Source organism: Pseudomonas sp. NA-150 (assembly GCF_044336365.1).
Classification (GTDB): domain Bacteria; phylum Pseudomonadota; class Gammaproteobacteria; order Pseudomonadales; family Pseudomonadaceae; genus Aquipseudomonas.
Genome location: NZ_CP172305.1, coordinates 2,769,078 through 2,791,276 on the forward strand (window position 1 = coordinate 2,769,078; position 22,199 = coordinate 2,791,276).

Below are 22,199 nucleotides of genomic sequence, written 5' to 3' on the forward strand. Positions count from 1 at the left end.
TCACAGGTTCATCAGCCGGGAGGCATTGCCAGATGTCATCTTGCGAATATCGGCATCGCTGTAGTCCAGATCCAGCAATTGACCGATCACGTTGCGAAAGCCTTCGGCAATGCTCGGATTGCCTTGCTGGCCCAGATCGGAACCGAGAATGGTCAGGTCTACGGTGCCCGCTTCAATCACCTGTTGCAGGAACTGATCGTCGTAGAATTTGAACTTCGAGCCTGGCACCCACATACACATGGAGTGCTCCATGTAGACGCCTTCGCTGGCCAGTTGACGCATATCGTCCAAGGTGGCATCGACGACGTAGGTCGGATGGTTGACCAGAAGCCGCTTGACGCCGCGCTTGCGAGCCTCTTCGAACAGCGGCCAGATTTCCCGGATATTCAGGTGGCCGGCGGACAGCACCACATCCTCTGCGGCGATCAAGTCGAGAATGGCTTTTACCTCTTCCTTCAGGTGGCCGTCATCATCGAGTACGGTCAAGGGGATCGGCTGCAGCATGCGTTGGGTGGTTTGGGGGAATTTCTCTGTAAATTTGGCGTCTTGGTGGTGATGGGCTATGTGGTTGGCCGAAGAGAATGTTGGCATCCACACCAGCCGGGCACCCAGTTTCAGACCGTGCTCCACGGCGTGCACATTCAGGCCTCCGACCGAGTTGTTCAGGGGCACACCTGACAGCATATGCACGTTCAGTTCGCTGAAATGTTTGTTCAGCAACGTGGTTACGGGCGTGCAACTGTAGTAGTGATCCTTGAGCAAAACGGCCTTCAAACCGGCCTCGCTGGCTTCACGCATGGCCTCGACGTGGTCGCAGTAGCGTGGCATGACCGAAGGGCCGCTGTGACAGTGGAGGTCGATAGCGCCGCGTATCAAGCTGTCGATGCGGGCTTGACGTTCTTCGCTGACCGAGGTTTTGACGATGACGTTCATGGGTTTACCTATTTTTGTTTGTGTTACGGGTCAGCGAGTCAACCCGTGAAAATGACGAACCTGCTGGTTCCAGCCTGTGCGAAGCACTGCTTGGTCCGAGCCCAGTATGAAAAAACGCATGCCTCTGGCGCTAAAACGCTCAAGGTCTTCGCTGCTGGAGACAAATATCCCTGCGGCTTTTCCCGCATGGTGCGCGGCCTCAATCACGCGACTGACAGCCGACTCGACTCGGGCGTCGTCAAGAGTGCTAACGCCAAACGAAACGGCCAGATCGGCACGTCCGACCAGCAGGCAGTCGATCTGCTCGACACCGGCAATGGCGGCCAGGTTGTCGAGGGCTTCGCGATCTTCGATCTGCGCAATGATCGCGTGTCGGCCATCTTCAGCCGCCATGTGCTCGGCCAGATTTGCATGGCCATATCCGCCGGCCCTGGGTGAGTTGGAGAACCCGCGAATGCCGTTGCGGTAGCGGGTCGCCTGCAGTACCTGTCGGGCCTGAGCTGCATTGACAATGTGCGGCAACACAAGGCCGTCGGCACCCAGGTCCAGTGCTTGCAGCAAGGTGGCGGGGCGATCATCGGCGACGCGTATCAGGCCGGCCACATGCGCCGCGCGGCAGGCCAGTAGGCCACGGTCAATGCTGCCCTGGTCGAATGGGGCATGCTCGGCATCGAGTACCACTGCATCCAGTCCGCAGTCGCCCGCGATCTCAACGAGCGCATGACTGGGCGTTTTGATGAAACTGCTGATCAGCGACTGGCCTGCGCGCAGTCGAGCCGCGAAGTCAGTACCGTTCATGCGCGCGCCTGCCCGGGGGCGGCGAACTCTGCGGCCTGGTACTCGATCAGGTGACGGTAGTCGTCGCGAATCGGTGAGAACACATCAAGGTTCATCACCACTTCATCACCGACCGGCTCTGCGTAATGCACCACATGAGGAGGGATACGGATCATGCTGCCAGGGCCACCTTCGACCACTTCGTCGCCCAGATGAAAACGCACCCGTCCCTGCACGATGATCACCAGTTGCTCGAAGGTGTGGCTGTGGGGGAAAACATCCATGCCGGGGGTCAGCCAATTCATGACGCACAGCGTGTCATCGCCGCGAAAGGCCACGCGCTCTACACCTTTGCGTACGGTTTCACGTGGCAGGTCGTCCCAGTTATGAAGCAATGCATTGACAAGGCTCATTGATCGATTCCTTTGTTTCGTATGTAAGAATAGTATTTCTCTGTAAGACAAAGCTACGCCTCCCTTTCAGAGACGGTCAAGTGTCTTTTTTGCCTTGACATCGACTCTTTTTGAAACCTAGGATTGTGCTCTCTAGAGAAATACTATTTCTCTCAATGAAACCGAATGCATTCAATTCCCGAAGGGGCCTGTACATGCGAGTTATCGAATCCCTGTTGATTGACGGTCAATGGTCCAGCGGCACCCACGAGCGCCAGGCGGATGTCTTCAATCCCGCCACCGGCGAGCTGATCGCCAAGCTCGGCCTGGCATCAAAGGACGATTTGGATCGTGCACTGAGGGCTGCGCAGCGCGGCTTTCAGGTGTGGCGCAAGACGTCGGCTTACGAAAGATCGAAAGTCCTGCGCAGGGCCGCTGATCTGGTTCGCCAGCGCTCGGACGAAATCGCGGCTCTGATCACCCAGGAGCAAGGCAAGCCACTGGCGGAAGCCAAACTGGAGGCATTGGGTGCAGGTGACCACATTGATTGGTATGCAGAGGAAGGGCGTCGTGCATACGGCCGGGTGATTCCGCCACGGGCCCGCGGTGTCCGGCAAACCGTCCTGCGTGAGCCCGTGGGTCCAGTGGCGGCGTTCAGTCCGTGGAATTTTCCAGTCAGCCAACTGGTACGCAAAATTGCCGGTGCTTTGGCGGCCGGGTGCTCGATCATTGCCAAAGGGCCCGAAGAAACTCCTTCGTCATGCATCGAGTTGTGCCGCGCCTTTCAGGATGCCGGCGTGCCTGATGGGGTGCTGAACCTGGTGTTTGGTGTCCCTGCTGAAGTTTCTGACTACCTGATCCGCTCCGAGGTGATTCGCAAAGTGTCCTTCACGGGTTCTGTGCCAGTTGGGCGAGCACTGGGTGCGTTGGCTGGACAATACCTGAAGCGCTGTACGCTGGAATTGGGCGGGCATGCGCCGTTCATTGTCTGCGATGACGTGGACGTGAAAGCCGTGGCAGCGCTTGGCGCCGGCCTGAAGTTTCGCAACGGAGGGCAGATCTGTGCATCACCTACGCGTTTCTATGTGCAGTCAACCGTTTATGAGCAGTTCGTCGAGGCGTTCTGTCAGGCCGGTGCAGCGATCAAAATGGGTGACGGTCATGATGCCTCCACTCAATTGGGGCCGCTTGCCAATCCTCGCCGCGTAGCAGCCGTGCAGGAGTATGTCGATGACGCGTTGGCCATGGGCGCTCAACTGGCCTTGGGTGGAAAGAGTGCTGACCGCGCAGGCTTCTTTTATCCGGCCACCGTGCTGACCGATGTGCCGGAAAGCGCGCGGGTGATGAGCGAAGAACCGTTTGGGCCAATTGCCTCGATCGTCCGCTTCGACACCGTTGAAGAAGTGATCGAGAAAGCCAATGGCTTGTCGTTCGGTCTGGCGGCGTTCGCCTTCACTCGCTCGATCCAGCGCGCCACCCTGCTGGCCGACGAACTGGAGTCAGGCATGGTTTCTATCAACCACTTTGGCCTGGCTGCGCCGGAAACGCCGTTTGGCGGTGTCAAGGACAGTGGCTATGGCAGCGAAGGTGGCAGCGAAGGGCTGGATGCTTACTTCACCACCAAATTCGTCAGCCAGATCGGCTGATAGACGTTGCACGCCGAGAGCAATAACAATGGAAAACTTCGATTATATTGTTGTCGGAGCCGGTTCCGCTGGCTGTGCGCTGAGCGCACGGCTGACGAGCGCGGGCAAGCACGTACTGTTGCTTGAAGCCGGACCTGCCGACAATCACCCCTACATTCACATACCCGGCACCTTCATCCGGGTTCATGGCTCGAAGCGCACCTGGATGTACCGCACCGAGCCTGAGCCCTTTGTCAACCAGCGTCAGGTCTACATTCCTCAGGGCCGGACCCTGGGGGGTGGCAGTTCAGTCAACGCGATGATTTACATTCGCGGCCAGGCTGAGGATTACGATCATTGGCAAGCATCTGGCTGTCCCGGCTGGGGTTGGCAGGACGTCTTGCCGGTGTTTCGGCGCTGCGAGTCAAACACCCGGTTGAGCGGTTTGTTGCATGGTCAGGAAGGGCCACTGAAAGTCAGTGATCCGCGGCATCGGCATCCATTAAGCCAGGCATTCGTGCAGGCGGCGGTAGAGGCTGGCATACCCGAGACGGATGATTTCAACGGAGTCCGGCAAGAGGGCGCCGGCTTTTATCAGACCACGACGTCGCAAGGTCGACGTGCCAGTTCGTCGGTGACTTATCTGCGGCCGCTGCGTAATAACCCGAAGCTCAAGGTGCTGACCGATACCCACGTCACCCAACTGCTGTTCGACGCCGGGCGAGTGGTGGGGGTACAGGCGTTGGGGCGAGAGGGTGTTGCGATCAAATTCTCCGCTCGCGCAGAAGTCATTATCAGTGCCGGGGCGATTGCTTCGCCCAAGTTGTTGATGTTGTCGGGCATCGGACCGCAGTCGCATCTGCAGGCGATGGGGATTCCCACGCGTTTCCACTCTCCAGGGGTTGGCGAAAACTTTCAGGATCATCTGAGTGCATCGGTCTACGCCCAGACTCGCAGACCGGTCAGCCTGCTTGGGCATGATCGAGGGCTGCTTGCGTTGGGTCATGGGCTCAAATACCTGGCGAACCGCTCAGGGTTGCTCAGCTCCAATGTGGTCGAGAGCGGCGCCTTCGTCGATGCCACCGGTTGTGGGCGCCCCGATGTGCAATTCCACGTCGTACCAGCCCTGGTGGGTGATATCGATCGACTACCGCCGGGTGGGCACGGTATCTCGGTCAATCCCTGCGTATTGAGGCCGCGTTCACGTGGTCGTCTACGCCTGACAAACGCCGATCCGATGGCGGAGGTGTCGCTGAAGGCCAACTACCTGAGTGATGAGTACGACCTGCGCACCCTGGTCGCCGGTGTGAAATTCGCCCGGCGCATTCTGCGGGCACCTGCGATGGCTAGCTTGGTGGAAAATATGCTGTTGCTCCCGGATCACGACGATGTTTCGGATCAGGTCTTCGAGGACTATGTGCGCAGTGTCGCCAAGACAGTGTTTCATCCCGTCGGGACCTGTCGCATGGGGCTGGATGCCAATGCAGTAGTCGGGCCTGACCTGCGAGTGCACGGTATTCGTGGCCTGCGGGTTGCCGACGCTTCGATCATGCCCACCATCGTCAGCGGCAACACCAATGCCCCGAGCATCATGATCGGCGAGCGTTGTGCCGATTTCATTCTGGGGTACGCCATAGCCTGACTCGTCAAACCCTGCGCCGTATGGCGCTTCTTCGCATGCACAATAATGACAAGAGTACAGCGATGAACCTCATATCCCGCGATACCTTCAACAACGAGCAGGACTGTGCGCTCTATAACCGGATCGCCTGGCGCCTGCTGCCGTTTCTTTTTGTCTTGTACGTAGTGGCCTTTCTGGATCGAGTGAACGTCGGCTTTGCCAAGTTGCAGATGTCGGCCGATATTGGCTTGAGCGATCTGGCTTTTGGTTTCGGTGCGGGCGTGTTCTTCATTGGTTACTGCCTGTGCGAGATCCCCAGCAACATGATGCTCCAGCGCGTGGGTGCACGATTCTGGATCACCCGGATCATGGTGACGTGGGGGCTGCTGTCGATCTCCATAATGTTCGTCAAAACGCCAACAGCGTTCTATGTCATGCGCTTTCTGTTGGGCATGGCTGAGGCAGGGTTTTATCCAGGTGTGGTGCTTTACATGACCTACTGGTTTCCGTCCTATGCGCGTTCGCAAGGCATGGCCTGGTTCAACCTTGGTATTGCCATGGCGGGAGTTCTGGGCAGTCCGCTGTCAGGCTGGATCATGCAGACCTTTGCGGGGGTAGCCGGCATGGCCGGTTGGCAGTGGTTGTTTTTACTGGAAGGGCTGCCGGCGGTGATTCTGGGTGTTGCGGTATTCTTCTATCTCGATGACCGGCCCGGAAAAGTCCATTGGCTGACCCCGGAGCAGAACGAGCGTGTGGTGCAGCAATTGGCTGCGCAACGACAGCAGCAGGAAGCAGCGGGTGCCAGCCACAACGTCCGCGCTGCCTTCGTCAATAGAGGGCTGTGGTGCCTGATCTATGTGAACTTTGCCTTGCTGTGCGGTACGTACGGGGTGTCATTCTGGTTGCCGCAGATCGTTCAGGGCCTGGGCGTAAAAAGCCTGACCCAGACTGGGCTGGTGGCAGCCATCCCGTTCGCGGTTGCATCGGTCTGCATGGTGTTCGTCAGTCGACACTCCGACAGGATGCGTGAAAGACGCTGGCACGGAACCTTGTGCAATCTGGCTTCTGCGTTCGGCCTGGCGTTAGCGGCTTACTTTCATGATCAGCCAGTGCTGTCGTTGGCGGGGCTGAGCCTGGCAATGTCTGGCGGTCTGGCCGGTTTCTGCGTGCTGTGGGCGCTTCCCGGGGTGCTGCTGACCGGCACCGCAGCGGCGGCGGGTATTGCCCTGATTGCCACGGTCGGCAATCTGGGCGGTTATGCCAGCCCGTTCATGATGGGTTGGGTCAAACAGAGCAGCGGTCATCTGGAATACGGTTTGTATGTTCTGGCTGCGATGACGTTGTTGGGTGCCTGGGTGATGTTTTCAATTAAGCCTCCTACAGCCAGGCTGGTTTCCCGGTTGCCTGAGCCTTCCGTTATTTAATATCGCAGAACAACACAAGTGTTTCGGCAGGCGATACAATCGGGCTTTTCCAGTTATCGACTTGAGGTGACCTCTTGGACAAAGATGACGAAAAGCCCGCCACCGGTCCTGCGCTGCTGGAATCGGTGGAAATGGTATTCCGTTTGCTCGATGAATTGACTGCCGCTCGCCGCCCTCTGGGGGTGACAGAGTTGGCGCAACTGCTGCAGACCGCCAAGCCGAGGACCTATCGGCATCTGGCGTCGATGCGGCAGCTCGGTATTCTCGAACAAGACCCAGTCAGTGAGAAATACCTGCTCGGCGCTCGTCTGGTGGCCTATGGTGAGGCAGCCGGCCAGCAGTTCGATCTGCGTGCCATCGCCGACCCTTATCTGACGCGTATCCGCGATGCCACCGGCCAGACTGCGCTGTTGGCAGTGGCCACCCATGACACCGCGCTTGTGGTTTCCTGCGTCGAATCCAAAGCCAATGTATGTATTTCGGTCAAGCCGGGTAACCGTGTGTTGCCGTACTGTTCGGCTCAAGGGCGGACGGTACTGGCGTTTGCCGATGCAGTCAGTCAGCAGCGGGTCATGCGTCGCAAGATGCCTCAGCTGACCGAGCGCACTCTGCACGATCCCGAACAGTTGGCACAGCGCCTGGAGCTGATCCGTCAACGTCTGTATGACGATGCCGATAGCGAAGTGACCATGGGTATCAACGCGCTGTGTTGTCCGATTTTCCGTGAGAACGACGTGATCGTCGGAACCATCGGCGTCGTCGGGCCCAGTGCGGCGATTCCGTCGCCACCGCCTCCAGCGATGTTGCGTGAACTGCAATCGGCAGCGGCGGAAATCAGCGAGCGGTTGCATGCGGGTACCTATCAGCGCTCGCGATCCTGAGTTTTCAACAGCAAGCCGGCTCACAGGCGATAGCGTGTTCATCGCTATCGTCGGCAAGTCGGCTGTTACAGCAAGAGAAACGGTTCGCCGCTATTTACGCCGGGTGAGGTAGCGCGACAGCACCAGCAGCAGGGTCGCAAACAACACCATGATGGTGGCTGCCGAAAGCAGTACCGGGCTGAGGGCTTCGCGGGCAGTGGTGAACATCTCACGGGGCAGGGTACGTTGATCCGGGCCTGCCAGGAACAACGTCACAACCACTTCATCCAGCGAAGTAGCGAAGGCGAACAGCGCCCCGGAAACCAGCCCTGGCGAGATCAAAGGCAAAGTCACTTTGCGCAGGGTGACCCATGGGGTGGCGCCCATACTGGCGGCCGCCCACAGCAAACGTTGATTCAGACCACCCAACGCAGAGCCTACGTTAACCACCACGAACGGCACCGCCAACGTGGTGTGCGCCAGGATCAGACCTAAATAGGTTCGGGTCAGTCCGGCATTGGAAAACACGAAGTACATACCCACCCCGACAATGACCGCCGGGACGATCATCGGCGCAATCAACAGTACTTCGATGATGCGTTTTCCAGGCATTGCCGGATGGCGCAGCCCGAGTGCCGCCAGTCCGCCCAGCACCACGGCCAACACGGTGCTGGTCAGAGCGATGGCAAAACTGTTGAACAAGGCGCCGAGCCATTGCGAGGAGGCGAAGAAGTCCTCGTACCAATGCAGGGTGAAATGCCCCAGCGGCAGCGACATATAACGACTGTCACTGAACGACAGCGGCAATACGATCAGGATCGGTAGCAGGAGGAATGCCAGCACCAGGCAACCACTGAGTGACAGCCCCAGGTTACCGAACCAGGCCATGGGTCCACTATTGGGATTACGGATCATCGGTTTGCTCCTGTGGTACCGCGACGAGCAAGGTGCGCCTGAATCAAGTAGAGCAGGGTGGTCACGATCAACAGCACCAGTCCCAGTGCCGAGGCCAGGCCCCAGTTCAACGTGCCGGTGGTGAATTGCGCGATATAGAAGCTGATCATCTGATCCGCCGGGCCACCGAGCAATGCCGGCGTGATGTAGAAGCCCAGGGTGACGATGAACACCATCAAGGCACCGGCAGCCAGCCCCGGTAGCACCTGCGGCAGATACACTTGAAAGAACACCCGAAATGGCCGGGCACCCATTGAGTAAGCGGCTTGCACCAGCAACCGATTGCAACTGGACATGGCCGCCAGTAGCGGGAAAACCATGAACGGCAGCATCACGTGGACCAGAGCCAGAATCACCCCGAAACGGTTGTAGAGCAGGTGTAGCGGGCTGTTGATTAAGCCCAGTTTCAGCAGTGCGGCATTGACGACCCCTTCGTCCTGCAGCAACACCATCCACGCCGTGGTGCGGACCAGGATCGAAGTCCAGAACGGCAACAGGATCATCAACAGCAGCACGTTGCGGGTCTTTGGCGTTCGGCGGTCGAGAAACACGCACAGCGGAAAGGCCAGCAGTACACAGACCAGCGTGGTGACCGCCGCAATACCGAAGGTGCGCCCGAGGATGGCCCGGTATAAACCGGCTTCATCCTTGGCCACCAGACCTTGTTGGTAATCGTGTTTCATGTCGACTGCCGACAACAGGTGGTAAGTCCCGACAGGGCCTGACGCGCGTTTGAAGGTTTGCCAAGTGGCATTCTCCAGCCAGCGCGGATCGAGCTTTTGCATGTCTGACGTACTGCCTTCTAGGTTGTCTGCATCGCGTTTGGCCTCCATCAGCAAGCTGCGCAGTGCCGGAGCCTCGTAGGCCAGGCGGCGTGCCGCTGCAGCCAGGTCACGGGGCGCCACTACTTTGAGGTCCTGTATCAGCGGTTTGAACAAACGCTCGTCAGGGACAGAAATTCCGTCCCAGTCCGCCACCGCCCTGGCGGTGGCGGGCATGGCTTGGGGCAGCTCGCTGTCGGCGACCGCACGCCACAGCAATGTGCCGATCGGGCCGACGAAGGTCAGGATGAGAAACACCACTAGTGGCGCCAACAGGCCGTAGGCGCGCAACAGTGCGCCGCGATCTTTGCGGGCAACCACCGGAGCTGAGGCGTTAAGAACGATAGCGCTCATGTCGTTTACTCGATCTGGATCACTGGGCCGACCAGGCGGTCCACTTGGCATTTAGTTCGTCGATGCGATCGACCCAGAACTTGTCGTTGAGCACCAGCACGTTGGCGCTGTTCTGCGGTGCGCTGGGTGAGTCGGCAAGAGCCGCAGGATCGGTTTGGGCGATGCCTTTAACCGAGGTGATACCGGTCGGTTGCAGGCTCGGCCATTTCTTCTGGTTTTCTGCCTTACCCATGATGTCTAGCAGGCTGTAAGCCTTCTCAACGTTCGGCGAGTTGGCGAGGATCACCCAACTGTCCATGGTCTGCAAAGACTGGTTCCAGACCAGCCCGAAAGGCTTGTGGTCCTGGCGGATGGCGTTAGTCACCCGGCCGTTATAGGAGGTAGTCATGCTGACTTCGCCCGAGGCCAGCAGTTGCATAGGTTGACCGCCAGCTTTCCAGAACAGTAGCTGGCTCTTGATAGTGTCGAGCTTCTTGAACGCACGCTCCACGCCGCCAGGGGTATTGAGGGTCTTGTAGACATCGGCTGGCGCGACACCGTCGGCCATCAGTGCGATTTCCAGATTGCCTTTGGGACCCTGGCGCAAGGCGCGTTTGCCGGGGAAGGTTTTGGTGTCGAAGAAATCAGTCCAGTCCTTTGGTGCACGGGTCAGCTTGCTGGTGTCATAACCCAGCACGAAGTTGTATACCGCGCTGCCCACACCGCATTCGCTGACTGCGCTGGAGATGTAATTGTCCTTGCCGCCGATGCGTTTGAAATCCATCGAAACGAACAGGCCTTCACCGCAACCCAGTTGCAGGTCTTCGGCTTCCACCTGGACCACGTCCCAACCGCTGTCTGCGCCCTCGGAGTGAGTCCTCAGAAGGCCGATACCACCGTCCCAGCTGTCGTCGATGACCTTGTTGCCACTAACCTGACTGTAGGGTTCGAAGAAGATCTTGCGCTGCACATCCTGATAGGCGCCGCCCCAGGACGCAACGGTCAGGTCTCTGGCCTGAGCGGTTCCCTGAAGCAGGGCGAGCCCGCACAAGACGAAGGTGAAACTACGAACGGAGCATGGTTTGAACATGATGTGACTCCCAGCCTTTGATAGGGTTGTGGTCGGCAGCAGTAGCGCAACAGGTCGACTTAATTGTTATTTTTTGGGGTGCGTTCAGCGCAAAATCATGGCCTGTGCACAGGGCAGCGCCAGCGACACGCTCTCACCTGGTTGCGGTGATGCACGGCCCAGGCTTCCAGGGTTGTAGGTCATCGACAGCTCGCAGCCTTTGGCCATGCGCAGGCGCAGCTTGCAGTGGGCACCGTGAAAGATGCTGTCCACGACGCACGCCTGAACCGCTGCTTCGCCGGGGAGTGCCATGCGCAAATTCTCCGGGCGAATCGCCAAGGCGGCCGGATGACCCACCACCATTTCGCGATCAGCACAGGGCGCTTCGTGGATCGAACCGTCTTCTGTCAGCAGGATCTGCGCGTGGGTGCCATTGAGTCCGACCAGGGTGCCTTCCAGGACGTTGGTTTCACCCAGGAAGTTGGCGACGAAGCGGGTCGAAGGTCGGTTGTAGATGGTTTCCGGGCGGTCGATCTGTGCAATCTTGCCCTCGTTAAAGACTGCCACTCGATCAGACATGGTCATGGCCTCGTCCTGGTCGTGAGTGACGTAAACGAAGGTGATGCCCAGCTGTTTGTGGATAGCCTTAAGCTCCAACTGCATGTGCCCGCGCAGTGCCTTGTCGAGTGCACCCAAGGGTTCGTCCATTAGCAAGATGCGCGGGCGATAGACCAGCGCGCGGGCGAGTGCGACACGTTGTTGTTGCCCACCCGACAACTGACCGGGGTTACGATCTTCAAAGCCTTCCAAACGTGCCAGTGCAAGCGCTTCAGTGACCCGGGTCCTTGACTCGGTGGCGGGTACTTTGCGCAGGTTGAGGGGGAACGCTACGTTCTCGGCAACGCTCATGTGTGGAAACAACGCGTAGCTCTGAAACACCACGCCCATGTCGCGTTTGTAGGCCGGCAGTTTGCTGATGTCCTGGCCGTCCATGAGTATCCGTCCGCGGTCTGGCGCGTCGAAGCCTGCAAGCATCATCAGCGTCGTAGTCTTGCCCGACCCGCTGGGGCCGAGCAGGGAAAGAAACTCCCCTTGGTGGATGTTCAAGTCTAGATTGTCGACCACCCAATTGCGTTCGTCGTAGGTCTTGTGTACTGCTTCGAAACGAGCTAACACAGGGCCGGCTTGCTCTGGTGCGGCGATGTTGTCGGGTAATGGCATGGGGACCCTGGGCAGAACGCGGCTGGAGTGTGCGGTCATGGCCGGATACCTGCGAGGACTTCATCGAGCGCCTGGGCCACCGCCTTGAGAATAGTCTGAATCTGATCGGCATCGATGATAAGCGGCGGCGCCATGACCAGCGTGTCACCCAGTGCTCGCAGCAGTATGCCGTTGCGCTGCAGGATGTTGCTGACCTGGGCGGCTACTTTCAGCTCCGGCGCGAAGGGTTGGCGTGTCTGTTTGTTGGCGACAAGTTCTAGCGCCGCCATCAGGCCAATGCCGCGCGCTTCGCCCACCAGAGGGTGATCGGCAAATGCCCTCACGCCTGCTTGAAATGCACGAGAAATTTCGGCGACGTGAGCAACGATGTCCATCTCGTCATACATGCGCAGGGCTTCCAGCGCCACGGCGGCAGCAACCGGATGACCGCCATAGGTATAGCCATGACCGAGGCCGCCCAGTGCGTTGCTCTGGTCGGCAATGACCTGATATATCCGGTCGCTGACCAGTAGTGCGGAGATCGGCTGGAACGCAGCGGACAAACCCTTGGCACAGGTCAGCATGTCCGGCTCAATGCCCATCGCCTGGCAACCCCAATAATGTCCGGTTCGACCGAAACCGCAAATCACCTCGTCGGCCACCATGAGTATGTCGTACTTGCGCAGTACCGCCTGGACCTTGGCGAAGTAACCGGACGGCGGCAGGATGACACCGCCGGTGCCCATTACCGGCTCGGCGAAGAAGGCGCCGATGGTGTCTGGACCTGCGTCGAGAATGGTCTGCTCCAACTCCTCGGCCAGACGCGTGGAAAAAGTCTCTTCGCTCTCGCCCGGCCAGCCCTGGCGGTACAGGTGCGGACAGCGCACGTGAATGACATCGACCAGTTGCTCGCCCCAGCCTTTGTGCATGTTCGGCAAGCCGGTGAGGCTGGCGGCTGCCAGGGTGGTGCCGTGGTAACTGCGCTCACGGGCGATCAGGCGATGCTTTTCCGGTTTACCGATGGCGGTGTGGTAGTAGCGAACCAGTTTGATTGCCGTGTCGATCGCTTCCGAACCCGAACTTTGAAACATCGCCTTGTCCAGACCAGCAGGTGCATGTGCAATCAACTCGGCTGCCAGTTCTGCGGCGGGACCGTGGCTGCGGTGCGCAAACGTCTGTTGATAAGGCAGCTTGAGCATCTGCGCGAAGGCAGCTTCTGCCAGGCGTGGCTGGCTGAACCCCAGCGTCGCACACCACAAACCTGACATGCCCTCGATGTAGCGCTGGCCTTGCTCATCGAACACGTAGATGCCTTCGCCGCGCTCCATCATCAGCGGACCTTGCTGCTCATGCAGGCGCAGGTTCGTTTGCGGGTGGAGGTGGTGGGCGATATCTCGCTTGGCCAGATCCGAACCACGAGCGGTCATGATGTCATCCTCTTAAAAGTTCGTATGCGTATGCGGTACGTGGTTTCATTTTTACGACGAATGAGGGCGGTCGTCAAATGTTTTGTGTTTCGCTGATAAGAATATTATTTCTGTGAGAGAACCATGATGTGTGATCTGATGATCATCTCAAGAACATTTATATGTAAATCAAGGAGTTAAATAAACTCTGTGCAAAGTCGAAGGCTGAAAACGCTGGCGTAGATTGGTTTCCGATATGAAGCTTGTAGCTGATAGATATTCAGATGTATCGTTTCGCCTACGCGAACACTGTGTTTTTATTGCAGTACAAAGCTTGTCCGATCGGCATGGGCCCGGATGAACTGTCTGAATGGGATTAAACATGAGTGACGATGCGGGTAAAGGCGGGGTCAGGTCGGTTCAATTGGCACTCGATGTGCTGGAACGGGTGGCGGGTTCCAGTGAGGAGATCGGTGTCAGCGAGCTGGCAGCACAGCTTGGCACCACCAAGGGATCAGTGTTTCGTCACCTGAAAACTCTGGTCGAGCGCGGTTATCTGAGTCAAAACTCGCAGACATCACGTTACCGATTGGGCATACAGGCCTATGTGCTTGGTCAGGTCGCTGCCAGTGGCATTGATCTGCTAAGCGCATCGTCTGACGCCATCCGGGATCTGCGTGATGAGCTTGGATTGTCAGTGGTGCTCTCGGTGCTTCAGGGACGCCGCTTGTTGGTAGTGGAAACCCAGTTGGGTAAATCCACCCTTGAAATCGGCGTACGCACTGGCACAGAGCTGCAACTGCATTGCAACGCTCAGGGCAAGGTGGCGCTGGCGTTCGCCAAGCAGTTGAGTGTGGATCAATTACCCGGTACCGAGCTGCCGGCGATTACACCCTTTACCGTGGTAGATCGCGTCCAGCTTTCGCATCAGGTCAGCGAGGCAAGAGCCCAAGGGTGGGCGTCTGCAATTGAGGAAGAAACACTGGGGATTTCTGCCATCGCCGCCCCGATATTGGGCATCAATGAAGAGTTCATCGGTACTGTGGCGCTGGTCGCGACCGTACAGAACATCTCTCGGAAGGTTGACGCCGAGCAGGTGCGCGCCTTAAAAAAGGCAGCCTTGCGAGCGTCCTGGAATATGGGGTTCAAGGGCGAGTTTTAGCTCACTAAAAATGGTGTCCACTTGAATATGATCTGAACCCCAAATGTTGGACATCAACATTGGGGGCAGCATGGAAAAATACACAAAGCAGACGAAGCTAGCGGCAGCACATTCTCTCGAGCCTTCAAGCGATGGACTGGCCGGGGGCCTAGCCTAGAGCAGCAAAACCCAACTGGTTTGGTCGGAAGTCGGACAGGGCTACGTGCGCTTGCCTGAGCACTGCAGATCATAGTGAGAGTTAAGCTATAGCAGTGGTTTTGGTACTGGCCTGATGGTCATGACCTAGGCCTGGCCACTGCGACTGGCAACCAACTTCACAAACGGAAGCCCTTGTTCGGATCTCCGTTTGAGTCGTTAGTATTGTTCAGCAGAAATCGCTGTATCAGGCCAACCAATGATGGATGGGTTGGTATCGTTTTCGTATTTGAAGAACGATGGAGTTTACGTGTCGTGGTTTATGGTGAACACGCGCTACAAGTATTTTTTGAAACTCCCCATTGTAATAGTCACCACCAACCCCAGCGCGGCCGCACAAGGCAGCAAAATTAGCACTGGGCTGATACTAATGGGTAAAGCCAAATAGATAACCCAAGGCGCAACCATCAACGGCACGATCAGCATCTTCGCCCGGTGATAGATAAACCCAGACTCCCGCCCAGCCCCAAACCGCCGCAGATCCCGTCGCACCAACCCATCCACCACTCCGGTAAAGGCCGCCATCAAGAACAGCGGTGTGGTGAGTGTCAGAATGACCAATCGTGCAAGAAACGTCAGGACGGTATACACAGCCGCCAACCCATAATCTTCGACATAGACGTACATCAAGCTGAGGTAGCGATGCACGCCGGCACCCTGGCTCCCATTTATCCTGGATTGAGCAGCCGAGTAGTTTATCCAGTCAATCAGCCCCGTCTTTTCGAACCCCCATTCATATACCAGGTTGATCAGGTTTCTGGCAGCCTGTGCCGGCTGTTCCAGAATCAAGCTTTGCACGTAGCTGTCCGAGATCCATTTCAGCTCGTTGTTGAGCATGCCCTGGGCGTGGCGCCATCCCTGTTCTGGCCAATAGAAATAGAGACCGATCCACTCCATCAGGATGCTGATCAGCAGTGAGACGAGCATGATGCCGAGGAATGCGAAGGGCAGTGTGAGGGTGCGGGCGATCAGGCCTTTTTCGCGGACTTGTTGCTGTTGTGTTTGAGCTGTCTGAGTGGAGGTGGTCATGTAGGTCCGCTCGGTAAAGTAGGTGTTGAGATAGGGTACGGGTCATAATTCAGGGTGTTTGATCCCGAGCCTGGTCATCCAGCAGATCTGCCGGCAGCTCCTGTCCCAGCGTCTGGCTACCGCTACCGCTACCGGTCCACCATTCACCGCCGCCATCGATGTAGCTTTTGCGCATGTTCTCGGCGAGGGTTTGCAGGTCTTTGGGCATCACTTCGTCCGGATCAGGGGTGGGGAGTGGCATGCGGACTTTCCAGAGGTTGCCACCTTCGATCAGCGCGAAAGCCTGGCCTTTTGGGAGGCTGACGATGTGCGCGGGCTCAATGAGGGGCACGCTGGTGGAGCTGACACGGTCCTGGGTGTTGCTGGTGAAGTCTGTTTTGGCGGTGGGGTCTGAGCTGTCCGTGGCGCCGCTGACCAGAGTGGTGGTGTAGATGTCGACCTTGGGCAGTTGTTTGGTCAGCAGCTCGGCGGTCGCAGTCTCCCGCACTCTGAGCATGAACAGGTTGTTGAAGTTACCGATCACTTGGCCAGCCTTGGCCTTGTTGCCGATCTTGGCCTCGATGTCGCTGGCGGTCTGGGTATAGGCGCTGACCTGAATCCCGGCACCGCCGCCTTTGTTGATCATGGGGATGAACTCGTCACCCATGAGTTCGTTGAATTCGTCGGCATGCAGGTTGATGGGGATTTTCTGCTCGTTGCCGGCGCCAGGCAGCCCGTCATCGATGCCGAATTTGTAGATGTGGCCAGCGACAGAAACGAGGTCGGAGAACATTGAATTGCCGACTGCAGCTGCGACCTCCGGATCTGACAGGGCATCGAGCCCGACGTAAACGATCGCGCGTTTACGAATTATCTGCATCCAGTCGAAGATGGGCCGCGGATCGTTGAGGTCGGTGTAGTCCGGCGAGATCAGCTCTGCCATGCGCCCAGTGGTGAGCTTCTCGAGTAGCGGCAGTAGTGAGGCAACGATCTTGTCGAAGTAAGTCTTGTCGTAGCGCACTGCTGAGCGCAGGCCATCCATAACCGGGTCCGCTACCCGGGTTTGCGACAGGTATTGATCGATGGCGATGACACGCTTTTGCCGGCCCTTCATGTTGAAGGGGATGTTCTTGTCATTGAGGCCGGCCTCGATCTGCACGATGACGTCCCAGGCTTTGGTGTCGTGCCGCGCGAAGTAATAACCGCTGTACTCGATGAACAAGGCGTCGATGTTGATGACGTGCATTTGAATTTTCATGTAATCAGGGCGAATTCCCAGTTCGACCAGCGCCCTGGCGATGATGTTGACGAATCGCCAGGCGAACTCGCGGAAGGCCGCGCTGTTGCCTTCGCCGGACAGTTGACCTGCGATTCGGCTGGCGACTTCTGAGATACGGCCGAAACGTCCCACGGCGTTGTACCGGGAGGAGATGTCAGGCCAGCCAAGGTGGAAGATGTAGAACTCTCCCTCGCGGCCTGCGCGTTTGGCTTCCACGTACATACGCTTGAGCAGGTCTGCATCGCCCTTTGGATCGAACACGATCACAGGTTCAAATTCGTCAACGCCGGCGACCTTTTTGACTCGCCGAATATCCTGGGTGATGAACAGTTCGGCGAGGCGGGTTTTACCCACGCGTGTGGTCCCGAGAATCAGGCTGTGGCCAACACGCTCACCCAGCGGCAATGACACTTCGACCTCGACCGGCTCGACACCATGGATGCGTGGCGCGCCACCTACAGGCGGCAGCGGACGCAGAGGATTCAGTGGGTTGTCCCAAGCGGTTACTTTGGGAATAAGGCTCAGCGGGAAGGGCGCATATTCCATGCGCTCTTCCATTTGCCTGGCCGCCTTGAACAGTGCGGTGGGCTCAACGTAACGGCGAAACTCGGGGCGATAGGTCTGCATCAAGCGTTGGGTGTGTCGTTGCTCCCACTTGAAGCCTTTACCGATAAACAGGCGCCGATTGCTGACGGGCACGTCCTTGCTGGTCATCACGTAGCGCGGCAGCCGTCGAATGTTGCGCCGGTACCGAAGCACTCCCAACGCCTGGCGCAGACGTATCCAGCCAAACCCCAAAAAGAAAGCTGCAGCAGCCAGACCATACAGTGGGGACAGGGCCAAAGCCCACGGGGCAAACAGCGAGAGATAGGCGCCAATCAAGCAAACACCAACGCTGTTTAGCTCAACGGCCGGGCGCAGCAACGCCTCAATCACGTGATCCTGGGCCATGGGTTACTGCTCCATGCCGGTGGAGGTGATCAATACCGGGTAGTGGCTGATGCCGATCATCTCGGCAAGCTGGTCACCGGATGCGGGTGCAATCTCTAATCCATCTGCAAGTTGGCGCAGCTCGTTCAAAGCTTCTAGTTTCTCTACGTTCACCACCAATCCGACGGCATTTAGCTCGCGCAGGGTCTCGCCTCGGGCAGTTAGCCATTCACGTGACAGCGGGTCATCGCCGATCAAGAACAGTGGCTGCAGACCCGATGCATTGAGTGCTCGATTAACCACCGGACCGGGCGTGAGGCGTTCGGATTTCACCGGCAGCATGTCTGTTTCGTCATAGGGCGTGACAGGGATTGGTGGCAGCGTCATGAGCGGCGACGGCTCGTTGTCCGGCAGCAGATTCAGTGCGCGGTAATACGGCAGCGCAGAAGCACCGCCAAGGTCTTCGACGACAATTAACTCGGCCTTTGCCAGTAGGGGCGTGATCAGGGCAAGGACGGCAAAAAGTGATCTCATGGACGGTCTCCCGATGAGTTGGAGGTGGCGGTTACTCGTTGGAGGTGGCGTGAGAAACCTTCCCTGTAGCGCGCTGCAGGCGACCCACCAGCGGGGCGGTGATAACGTCCGGCTGCCTCGGTCCAGTCGGTGCCTGATACTTTTTGCTCCAAAAGAACTTTGGTAGTCAGGGCGAGGTTGAGATAGGGATCGAGCACGTCGCAGGGCTCAGCGAAACGATGACGTTGCCAGCCGATGTTGAGCTGGCCCAAGCCGGCGTCGACCCTCTTTGGACCGACTGTATGAATGGCCTGCAACAACGCGCTGCAGGCTGAGTTTCGGTTGGGAAAACGGTAGGGGACAGTGGCCACGTTCAAAGTCCACGGCCACGGCACGAGCTTTCCGCGCAAGGAAATGCCGCTTTCCTGGAGAGCCAACGCGTACAGGACTTCGCTGGGAACTGACGTGCCGTGCGTTGCGAGTTGATACGCCGGAGGAGGGACTTCAGCCTGGACTGGGCTCACCAGCAACCCTGTTGTCAGGGCCAACGCCTGACGATTCATTGCCGCACCCACTTGCCACCGATCTCTCGGAGCACCGCCGGAAATTCCCCCTTGCCACCGACGCGGGTCCATCGGCCTGAGTCATGATTGAGGGTGATCTGACGGCTGTGAACTTTGTCGGGTGAAATCCCAGCTGTGAGTGCCCACGCGCGGATGCTGTCATCGCTACCCCGGCTGCCCACCAGATAGACATCAAAGCGTTGGTTGTCGCGCTGAAGCTGCTTCACCTTGTCGGCACAGGTTTTACAATCTGCCGTTACGAATACGGCCAGGCGATCTGGAGCGGAGACTGGAGAGGCTTGAGGCGTCAAATCTGTGCCGACCAGATTGACTGGCAGCATCTGTGGATACAGGCGTTTATAGGCTTCATCGTAGGCGTTTTGATAAGCCAGCAGTTTGGTGACCCGCGCGGTTTCCATATGAACCTGAAGCTCGGCGTACCGGGTTCGCTCTTGCTCGGTTTTTGCCTCAATGCCCAGTGCAGTCAGCGGGTCGAGGTTGGGGGAGTGAATACCCAATGGGCCTTGCATCAGTTGCTGGAAGTGCTCCCACTCCGCGGTGTCGAGACCCCATTGGCTGGCTTTCTGAGTTGCCAGTGCATCAATCGAGCTGTTTTCGATCTGGGTATTTTGGCTGATGAGTCGTTCCGTGGTGGCCATCGCCGTTGACGCAGCTGTGATGATCCCCGCAAGAAACATGGCTTTGAAAATGAGTGATCTCATGCTGACTCCTTATTTGATGATCAGTGCCTGCCGACGTCCGTTCGGCAAGGTGAATTGAGCTTTGCCAGACTCCAGGGAAAGCAGGTGCCAACCGCTTTGGGTGTCACCCGTTCGCATCAGATGGATATCGCTCAACTGGGTGTTTTGGTCAGGGGAAACAGCGAGGAACGGTTCTCCTCCGCGGTGCTCGACTCCGACCAGCGTGAAGGGAGGTGCTGTGTCTCTGGACTTGGCCGTAGAGACCGTTTGCTGAGCGGGTTTGGTAAGGGTGGAAGTGCGCTCTTGCGTGAGGCTTTTGAGCTGTTTCAGTCCTTGCTCGATGACTTCGACCTCGGCCGAGAGAGCGGTCAGGTCCTTGCGCAGAGAAAGCCATTCACCGGCGTCTTGATCTTGTTTTTGCAGGGCTACGAGCTGATTGGAGATTTCAAGTTTGTCGGATTCATGCTGCGTCGCAGTCACAAAATCTACGTTTTTGAAAGACTCCCACTCAGTGCGGAGTGTTTCCTGCTGCTGTTCTAGGGATTCGACACTGCTCACCAGCGGGTTGGGGTCAACTACCTCTGTCAGCTGTTTGAGTTGAAGTCCTTGGTAAACGACATAAGCGCCGAGTACTACCAGGAAGGGGCTGTATGCATAGATGATGATATTTGACTTGAATCTCATCACTCACCTCCATGCTGCAAAGGCTTGGTGGTGGGGGCCGCGAACACTTGGCCAGCAGTTATTGCAGGGGCGGGGCGCTGGTACTCGTTTTTGACGATGAAGCAAAGGGTACGGCTCAGTTCATCAACGTTCATATCCCATGCCGGACCTGCAAGGACCTGCAGTGCGCTTCGCAGGGTGATCGGACCCAGTTGATACTGCGAGGCCGGAAGAGTATTGGCATAAAGCTGATTGACGATTTCGTTACCCGGACAGAGCTGATACCCCGATCGGCGCAAGACATAGGTCATCGCTTCGTGGATCGAGGGCGACAACACGTCTGGAATGCGGATGTCGATGATCTGGTTCAGCAGGTCAGTCTGATCAGGTGTAGGTGTTATCGAGACCAGGGTGTAGCGATCGCTGCGGATGACAGGGTTTGAGCCTTCTTCCGCTGGGGAGCGATACTCAGCTGTTGGGGCAGGCAGTTTGGGTTGCTGGTCCGGGGCAGACGCGCAACCGGAGAGGGCAATGGCGAGGGGCGCCAAGCCGATTTTTAACAGCGGATTTTTAGTCGTGAGCATTCAGGGTGACCTCTAGAGGAGATGAGGAAACCTTGTCAAACCGGGCGTTGGAAAACCTCAATCAAACTGGTTTTGCTCGAGTGGCATTTCCAACGGCTGCGCAGAAGTCACCGCACTGAAACCTCCAGTGCGGCTTTTCTTCAGGTATTGATGAGTGCGGTGTCTACGTGTTCGGTCTTGAGTCGAATACGTATGAGTACAGGTTCGCCAGAGCGATGTTCGATGACAGCCTGAAGATCCAGCCAATGCCGGTACTGGCGGTCACCCGTGGGTGGGAAGCGATACAGTCCGAATGCAACGACGTTGGATTCGGCTTGTAACAGTAGCTCTCGGTAGAAGCTCTCAAGCACCGCATTCAAGCGATCGTTGAGCTCCACGAAGAGAAAGTTTTGAATAAAAACTGTCTCCAGCCACGCTTGCTCACTCAGAACAATCGGTAGCTTGAGCAGTTTGCTTTTGTGCGGGGTCAGGTTTTCCAGCATGGGTATCTCCAGTCATTGAAAAAACGGAGACACACAGCACCCGGGCGGGGGAAGTGTTTCCCCGTTTGGGTTGAATAGGTGAGGGTTCGTCCGAGGACGAGCTTTGAAAGGGCCGGTAGGGTTATGCCGATAGAGTCAAACTTTGGCTTGGGTCAGCAGATCGAAGCCCAGCTTGAGCAAGGGAACAACCACGCAAACGAAGATCGCGCCGAGCTGCCAGCGCATGACTTTCATTTCCGAGCGTAGCTCGGTAAGAGAGGCATTGAGCCGGGTTTCTACTTGCTCAAGGTCAGCTTTGGTTGCGAGCTTTTCCACATCGGTCTCCCAGGCATCCACTACGGCCTTGGCCTTGTCGCTCGACACATTGGCGGATATCAGTGCGTCGTACAGCGTAAGCGATATTTTCATGGTATCTCCTGATTCGACGAGGAGACACCGCCTGACGGGGTCTCCCGTCAGGGTGGTTTTAGTGAGCATTCGATCGCCGAGGGTATCGACGATTGTTCGCTCTGAGGAATGCCAAGCGAACTGGGGTGAATCAATGCAGCGAACTGCACCGTAGCCTTGAGGATTCGGGCTACCTGGGTAGGGGCGGTCTGCGACAGCGGTCCTGAGGGGATATTTAGCGGGTGTGGGGTGGGGGTGTCAATCGGACGTTTCTGAAAGTGTTAGGTAATTGCACTGAGTTAACCACCTATTTGCAT

Annotated in this window: 22 protein-coding genes; 5 read left to right on the forward strand and 17 right to left on the reverse strand. The window is 57.6% G+C overall.

Annotation, left to right across the window (positions count from 1 at the left end):
* From ACF0H7_RS13260 to ACF0H7_RS13270, 3 genes are read right to left on the reverse strand one after another with little or no spacing between them, the layout of a single operon-like run.
* Positions 1–933, reverse strand: a complete 933-nt coding sequence (locus tag ACF0H7_RS13260) for a DUF6282 family protein (protein ID WP_397453199.1) — start codon at positions 931–933, stop codon at positions 1–3.
* Between the two features lie 30 nt (positions 934–963).
* Positions 964–1,731 (reverse strand): HpcH/HpaI aldolase/citrate lyase family protein, encoded by a 768-nt coding sequence (locus tag ACF0H7_RS13265; RefSeq protein ID WP_397453200.1) that lies wholly within the window; start codon positions 1,729–1,731, stop codon positions 964–966.
* The gene (locus ACF0H7_RS13270) at positions 1,728–2,123 is read right to left on the reverse strand and encodes a cupin domain-containing protein (RefSeq protein ID WP_397453201.1); all 396 of its coding nucleotides are present in this window, start codon (positions 2,121–2,123) and stop codon (positions 1,728–1,730) included. Before ACF0H7_RS13270 ends, ACF0H7_RS13265 begins: the two co-directional genes overlap by 4 nt.
* Positions 2,124–2,317: 194 nt before the next feature.
* Between ACF0H7_RS13270 and ACF0H7_RS13275 the strand changes: the two genes are divergently transcribed.
* From ACF0H7_RS13275 to ACF0H7_RS13290, 4 genes are all read left to right on the forward strand, one after another.
* Entirely contained in the window at positions 2,318–3,748 is a 1,431-nt protein-coding gene (locus ACF0H7_RS13275) for an NAD-dependent succinate-semialdehyde dehydrogenase (RefSeq protein WP_397453202.1), read from the forward strand.
* A 28-nt stretch (positions 3,749–3,776) separates the two neighbouring features.
* On the forward strand, positions 3,777–5,369 hold the full coding sequence (locus ACF0H7_RS13280) for a GMC family oxidoreductase (RefSeq protein ID WP_397453203.1): 1,593 nt from the start codon (positions 3,777–3,779) through the stop codon (positions 5,367–5,369).
* Positions 5,370–5,431: 62 nt separating this feature from the next.
* A complete protein-coding gene (locus tag ACF0H7_RS13285) occupies positions 5,432–6,772 on the forward strand; it encodes an MFS transporter (RefSeq protein WP_397453204.1) in 1,341 nt (446 codons plus the stop codon).
* Between the two features lie 74 nt (positions 6,773–6,846).
* Positions 6,847–7,653, forward strand: a complete 807-nt coding sequence (locus tag ACF0H7_RS13290) for an IclR family transcriptional regulator (protein ID WP_397453205.1) — start codon at positions 6,847–6,849, stop codon at positions 7,651–7,653.
* Between the two features lie 90 nt (positions 7,654–7,743).
* On the opposite strand, the gene ACF0H7_RS13295 is transcribed toward ACF0H7_RS13290, so the two are convergent.
* The 5 genes from ACF0H7_RS13295 to ACF0H7_RS13315 all read right to left on the reverse strand — a co-directional run bounded on the left by ACF0H7_RS13295 (position 7,744) and on the right by ACF0H7_RS13315 (position 13,436).
* Positions 7,744–8,544 (reverse strand): ABC transporter permease, encoded by an 801-nt coding sequence (locus ACF0H7_RS13295; RefSeq protein WP_397453887.1) that lies wholly within the window; start codon positions 8,542–8,544, stop codon positions 7,744–7,746.
* Positions 8,544–9,761 carry an ABC transporter permease gene (locus ACF0H7_RS13300; RefSeq protein ID WP_397453206.1) on the reverse strand — a complete coding sequence of 406 codons (1,218 nt, stop codon included), beginning with the start codon at positions 9,759–9,761 and terminating at the stop codon, positions 8,544–8,546. Before ACF0H7_RS13300 ends, ACF0H7_RS13295 begins: the two co-directional genes overlap by 1 nt.
* 19 nt (positions 9,762–9,780) lie before the next feature.
* Positions 9,781–10,830 (reverse strand): ABC transporter substrate-binding protein, encoded by a 1,050-nt coding sequence (locus tag ACF0H7_RS13305; RefSeq protein WP_397453207.1) that lies wholly within the window; start codon positions 10,828–10,830, stop codon positions 9,781–9,783.
* Between the two features lie 84 nt (positions 10,831–10,914).
* Positions 10,915–12,069 carry an ABC transporter ATP-binding protein gene (locus tag ACF0H7_RS13310; protein ID WP_397453208.1) on the reverse strand — a complete coding sequence of 385 codons (1,155 nt, stop codon included), beginning with the start codon at positions 12,067–12,069 and terminating at the stop codon, positions 10,915–10,917.
* Positions 12,066–13,436, reverse strand: a complete 1,371-nt coding sequence (locus ACF0H7_RS13315; protein ID WP_397453209.1) for an aminotransferase — start codon at positions 13,434–13,436, stop codon at positions 12,066–12,068. Before ACF0H7_RS13315 ends, ACF0H7_RS13310 begins: the two co-directional genes overlap by 4 nt.
* A 361-nt stretch (positions 13,437–13,797) precedes the next feature.
* Between ACF0H7_RS13315 and ACF0H7_RS13320 the strand changes: the two genes are divergently transcribed.
* Positions 13,798–14,577: an IclR family transcriptional regulator gene (locus ACF0H7_RS13320; RefSeq protein WP_397453210.1), complete on the forward strand. Its 780-nt coding sequence runs from the start codon at positions 13,798–13,800 to the stop codon at positions 14,575–14,577.
* 471 nt (positions 14,578–15,048) lie between these two features.
* Here the strand turns inward: ACF0H7_RS13320 and ACF0H7_RS13325 are convergent, their stop codons facing one another.
* From ACF0H7_RS13325 to ACF0H7_RS13365, 9 genes are all read right to left on the reverse strand, one after another.
* Positions 15,049–15,801: a TIGR03747 family integrating conjugative element membrane protein gene (locus ACF0H7_RS13325; RefSeq protein WP_397453211.1), complete on the reverse strand. Its 753-nt coding sequence runs from the start codon at positions 15,799–15,801 to the stop codon at positions 15,049–15,051.
* 49 nt (positions 15,802–15,850) lie between these two features.
* Positions 15,851–18,010: a type IV conjugative transfer system coupling protein TraD gene (traD, locus tag ACF0H7_RS13330; RefSeq protein ID WP_397453212.1), complete on the reverse strand. Its 2,160-nt coding sequence runs from the start codon at positions 18,008–18,010 to the stop codon at positions 15,851–15,853.
* A gap of 3 nt (positions 18,011–18,013) precedes the next feature.
* On the reverse strand, positions 18,014–18,523 hold the full coding sequence (locus ACF0H7_RS13335; protein WP_397453213.1) for an integrating conjugative element protein: 510 nt from the start codon (positions 18,521–18,523) through the stop codon (positions 18,014–18,016).
* Positions 18,520–19,065 carry a lytic transglycosylase domain-containing protein gene (locus tag ACF0H7_RS13340; protein WP_397453214.1) on the reverse strand — a complete coding sequence of 182 codons (546 nt, stop codon included), beginning with the start codon at positions 19,063–19,065 and terminating at the stop codon, positions 18,520–18,522. Before ACF0H7_RS13340 ends, ACF0H7_RS13335 begins: the two co-directional genes overlap by 4 nt.
* The gene (locus ACF0H7_RS13345; protein WP_397453215.1) at positions 19,062–19,787 is read right to left on the reverse strand and encodes a TIGR03759 family integrating conjugative element protein; all 726 of its coding nucleotides are present in this window, start codon (positions 19,785–19,787) and stop codon (positions 19,062–19,064) included. Before ACF0H7_RS13345 ends, ACF0H7_RS13340 begins: the two co-directional genes overlap by 4 nt.
* Before the next feature lie 9 nt (positions 19,788–19,796).
* Positions 19,797–20,450, reverse strand: a complete 654-nt coding sequence (locus ACF0H7_RS13350; protein ID WP_397453216.1) for a hypothetical protein — start codon at positions 20,448–20,450, stop codon at positions 19,797–19,799.
* Positions 20,450–21,013 (reverse strand): PilL N-terminal domain-containing protein, encoded by a 564-nt coding sequence (locus tag ACF0H7_RS13355; RefSeq protein WP_397453217.1) that lies wholly within the window; start codon positions 21,011–21,013, stop codon positions 20,450–20,452. Before ACF0H7_RS13355 ends, ACF0H7_RS13350 begins: the two co-directional genes overlap by 1 nt.
* 140 nt (positions 21,014–21,153) lie before the next feature.
* Positions 21,154–21,495, reverse strand: a complete 342-nt coding sequence (locus ACF0H7_RS13360) for a hypothetical protein (protein ID WP_397453218.1) — start codon at positions 21,493–21,495, stop codon at positions 21,154–21,156.
* A 135-nt stretch (positions 21,496–21,630) separates the two neighbouring features.
* Complete coding sequence (locus ACF0H7_RS13365; protein ID WP_397453219.1) at positions 21,631–21,903, reverse strand: DUF1640 domain-containing protein; 273 nt, start codon at positions 21,901–21,903, stop codon at positions 21,631–21,633.
* Between the last annotated feature and the right edge of the window lie 296 nt (positions 21,904–22,199).

What these genes read in the sequence shown, in the direction of transcription:
- ACF0H7_RS13260 (WP_397453199.1), bottom strand. Translation starts at nt 933, where the DNA reads ATGAACGTCATCGTCAAAACCTCGGTCAGCGAAGAACGTCAAGCCCGC.
- ACF0H7_RS13265 (WP_397453200.1), bottom strand. Translation starts at nt 1,731, where the DNA reads ATGAACGGTACTGACTTCGCGGCTCGACTGCGCGCAGGCCAGTCGCTG.
- ACF0H7_RS13270 (WP_397453201.1), bottom strand. Translation starts at nt 2,123, where the DNA reads ATGAGCCTTGTCAATGCATTGCTTCATAACTGGGACGACCTGCCACGT.
- ACF0H7_RS13275 (WP_397453202.1), top strand. Translation starts at nt 2,318, where the DNA reads ATGCGAGTTATCGAATCCCTGTTGATTGACGGTCAATGGTCCAGCGGC.
- ACF0H7_RS13280 (WP_397453203.1), top strand. Translation starts at nt 3,777, where the DNA reads ATGGAAAACTTCGATTATATTGTTGTCGGAGCCGGTTCCGCTGGCTGT.
- ACF0H7_RS13285 (WP_397453204.1), top strand. Translation starts at nt 5,432, where the DNA reads ATGAACCTCATATCCCGCGATACCTTCAACAACGAGCAGGACTGTGCG.
- ACF0H7_RS13300 (WP_397453206.1), bottom strand. Translation starts at nt 9,761, where the DNA reads ATGAGCGCTATCGTTCTTAACGCCTCAGCTCCGGTGGTTGCCCGCAAA.
- ACF0H7_RS13305 (WP_397453207.1), bottom strand. Translation starts at nt 10,830, where the DNA reads ATGTTCAAACCATGCTCCGTTCGTAGTTTCACCTTCGTCTTGTGCGGG.
- ACF0H7_RS13310 (WP_397453208.1), bottom strand. Translation starts at nt 12,069, where the DNA reads ATGACCGCACACTCCAGCCGCGTTCTGCCCAGGGTCCCCATGCCATTA.
- ACF0H7_RS13315 (WP_397453209.1), bottom strand. Translation starts at nt 13,436, where the DNA reads ATGACCGCTCGTGGTTCGGATCTGGCCAAGCGAGATATCGCCCACCAC.
- ACF0H7_RS13320 (WP_397453210.1), top strand. Translation starts at nt 13,798, where the DNA reads ATGAGTGACGATGCGGGTAAAGGCGGGGTCAGGTCGGTTCAATTGGCA.
- ACF0H7_RS13325 (WP_397453211.1), bottom strand. Translation starts at nt 15,801, where the DNA reads ATGACCACCTCCACTCAGACAGCTCAAACACAACAGCAACAAGTCCGC.
- traD (WP_397453212.1), bottom strand. Translation starts at nt 18,010, where the DNA reads ATGGCCCAGGATCACGTGATTGAGGCGTTGCTGCGCCCGGCCGTTGAG.
- ACF0H7_RS13335 (WP_397453213.1), bottom strand. Translation starts at nt 18,523, where the DNA reads ATGAGATCACTTTTTGCCGTCCTTGCCCTGATCACGCCCCTACTGGCA.
- ACF0H7_RS13340 (WP_397453214.1), bottom strand. Translation starts at nt 19,065, where the DNA reads ATGAATCGTCAGGCGTTGGCCCTGACAACAGGGTTGCTGGTGAGCCCA.
- ACF0H7_RS13345 (WP_397453215.1), bottom strand. Translation starts at nt 19,787, where the DNA reads ATGAGATCACTCATTTTCAAAGCCATGTTTCTTGCGGGGATCATCACA.
- ACF0H7_RS13350 (WP_397453216.1), bottom strand. Translation starts at nt 20,450, where the DNA reads ATGAGATTCAAGTCAAATATCATCATCTATGCATACAGCCCCTTCCTG.
- ACF0H7_RS13355 (WP_397453217.1), bottom strand. Translation starts at nt 21,013, where the DNA reads ATGCTCACGACTAAAAATCCGCTGTTAAAAATCGGCTTGGCGCCCCTC.
- ACF0H7_RS13360 (WP_397453218.1), bottom strand. Translation starts at nt 21,495, where the DNA reads ATGCTGGAAAACCTGACCCCGCACAAAAGCAAACTGCTCAAGCTACCG.
- ACF0H7_RS13365 (WP_397453219.1), bottom strand. Translation starts at nt 21,903, where the DNA reads ATGAAAATATCGCTTACGCTGTACGACGCACTGATATCCGCCAATGTG.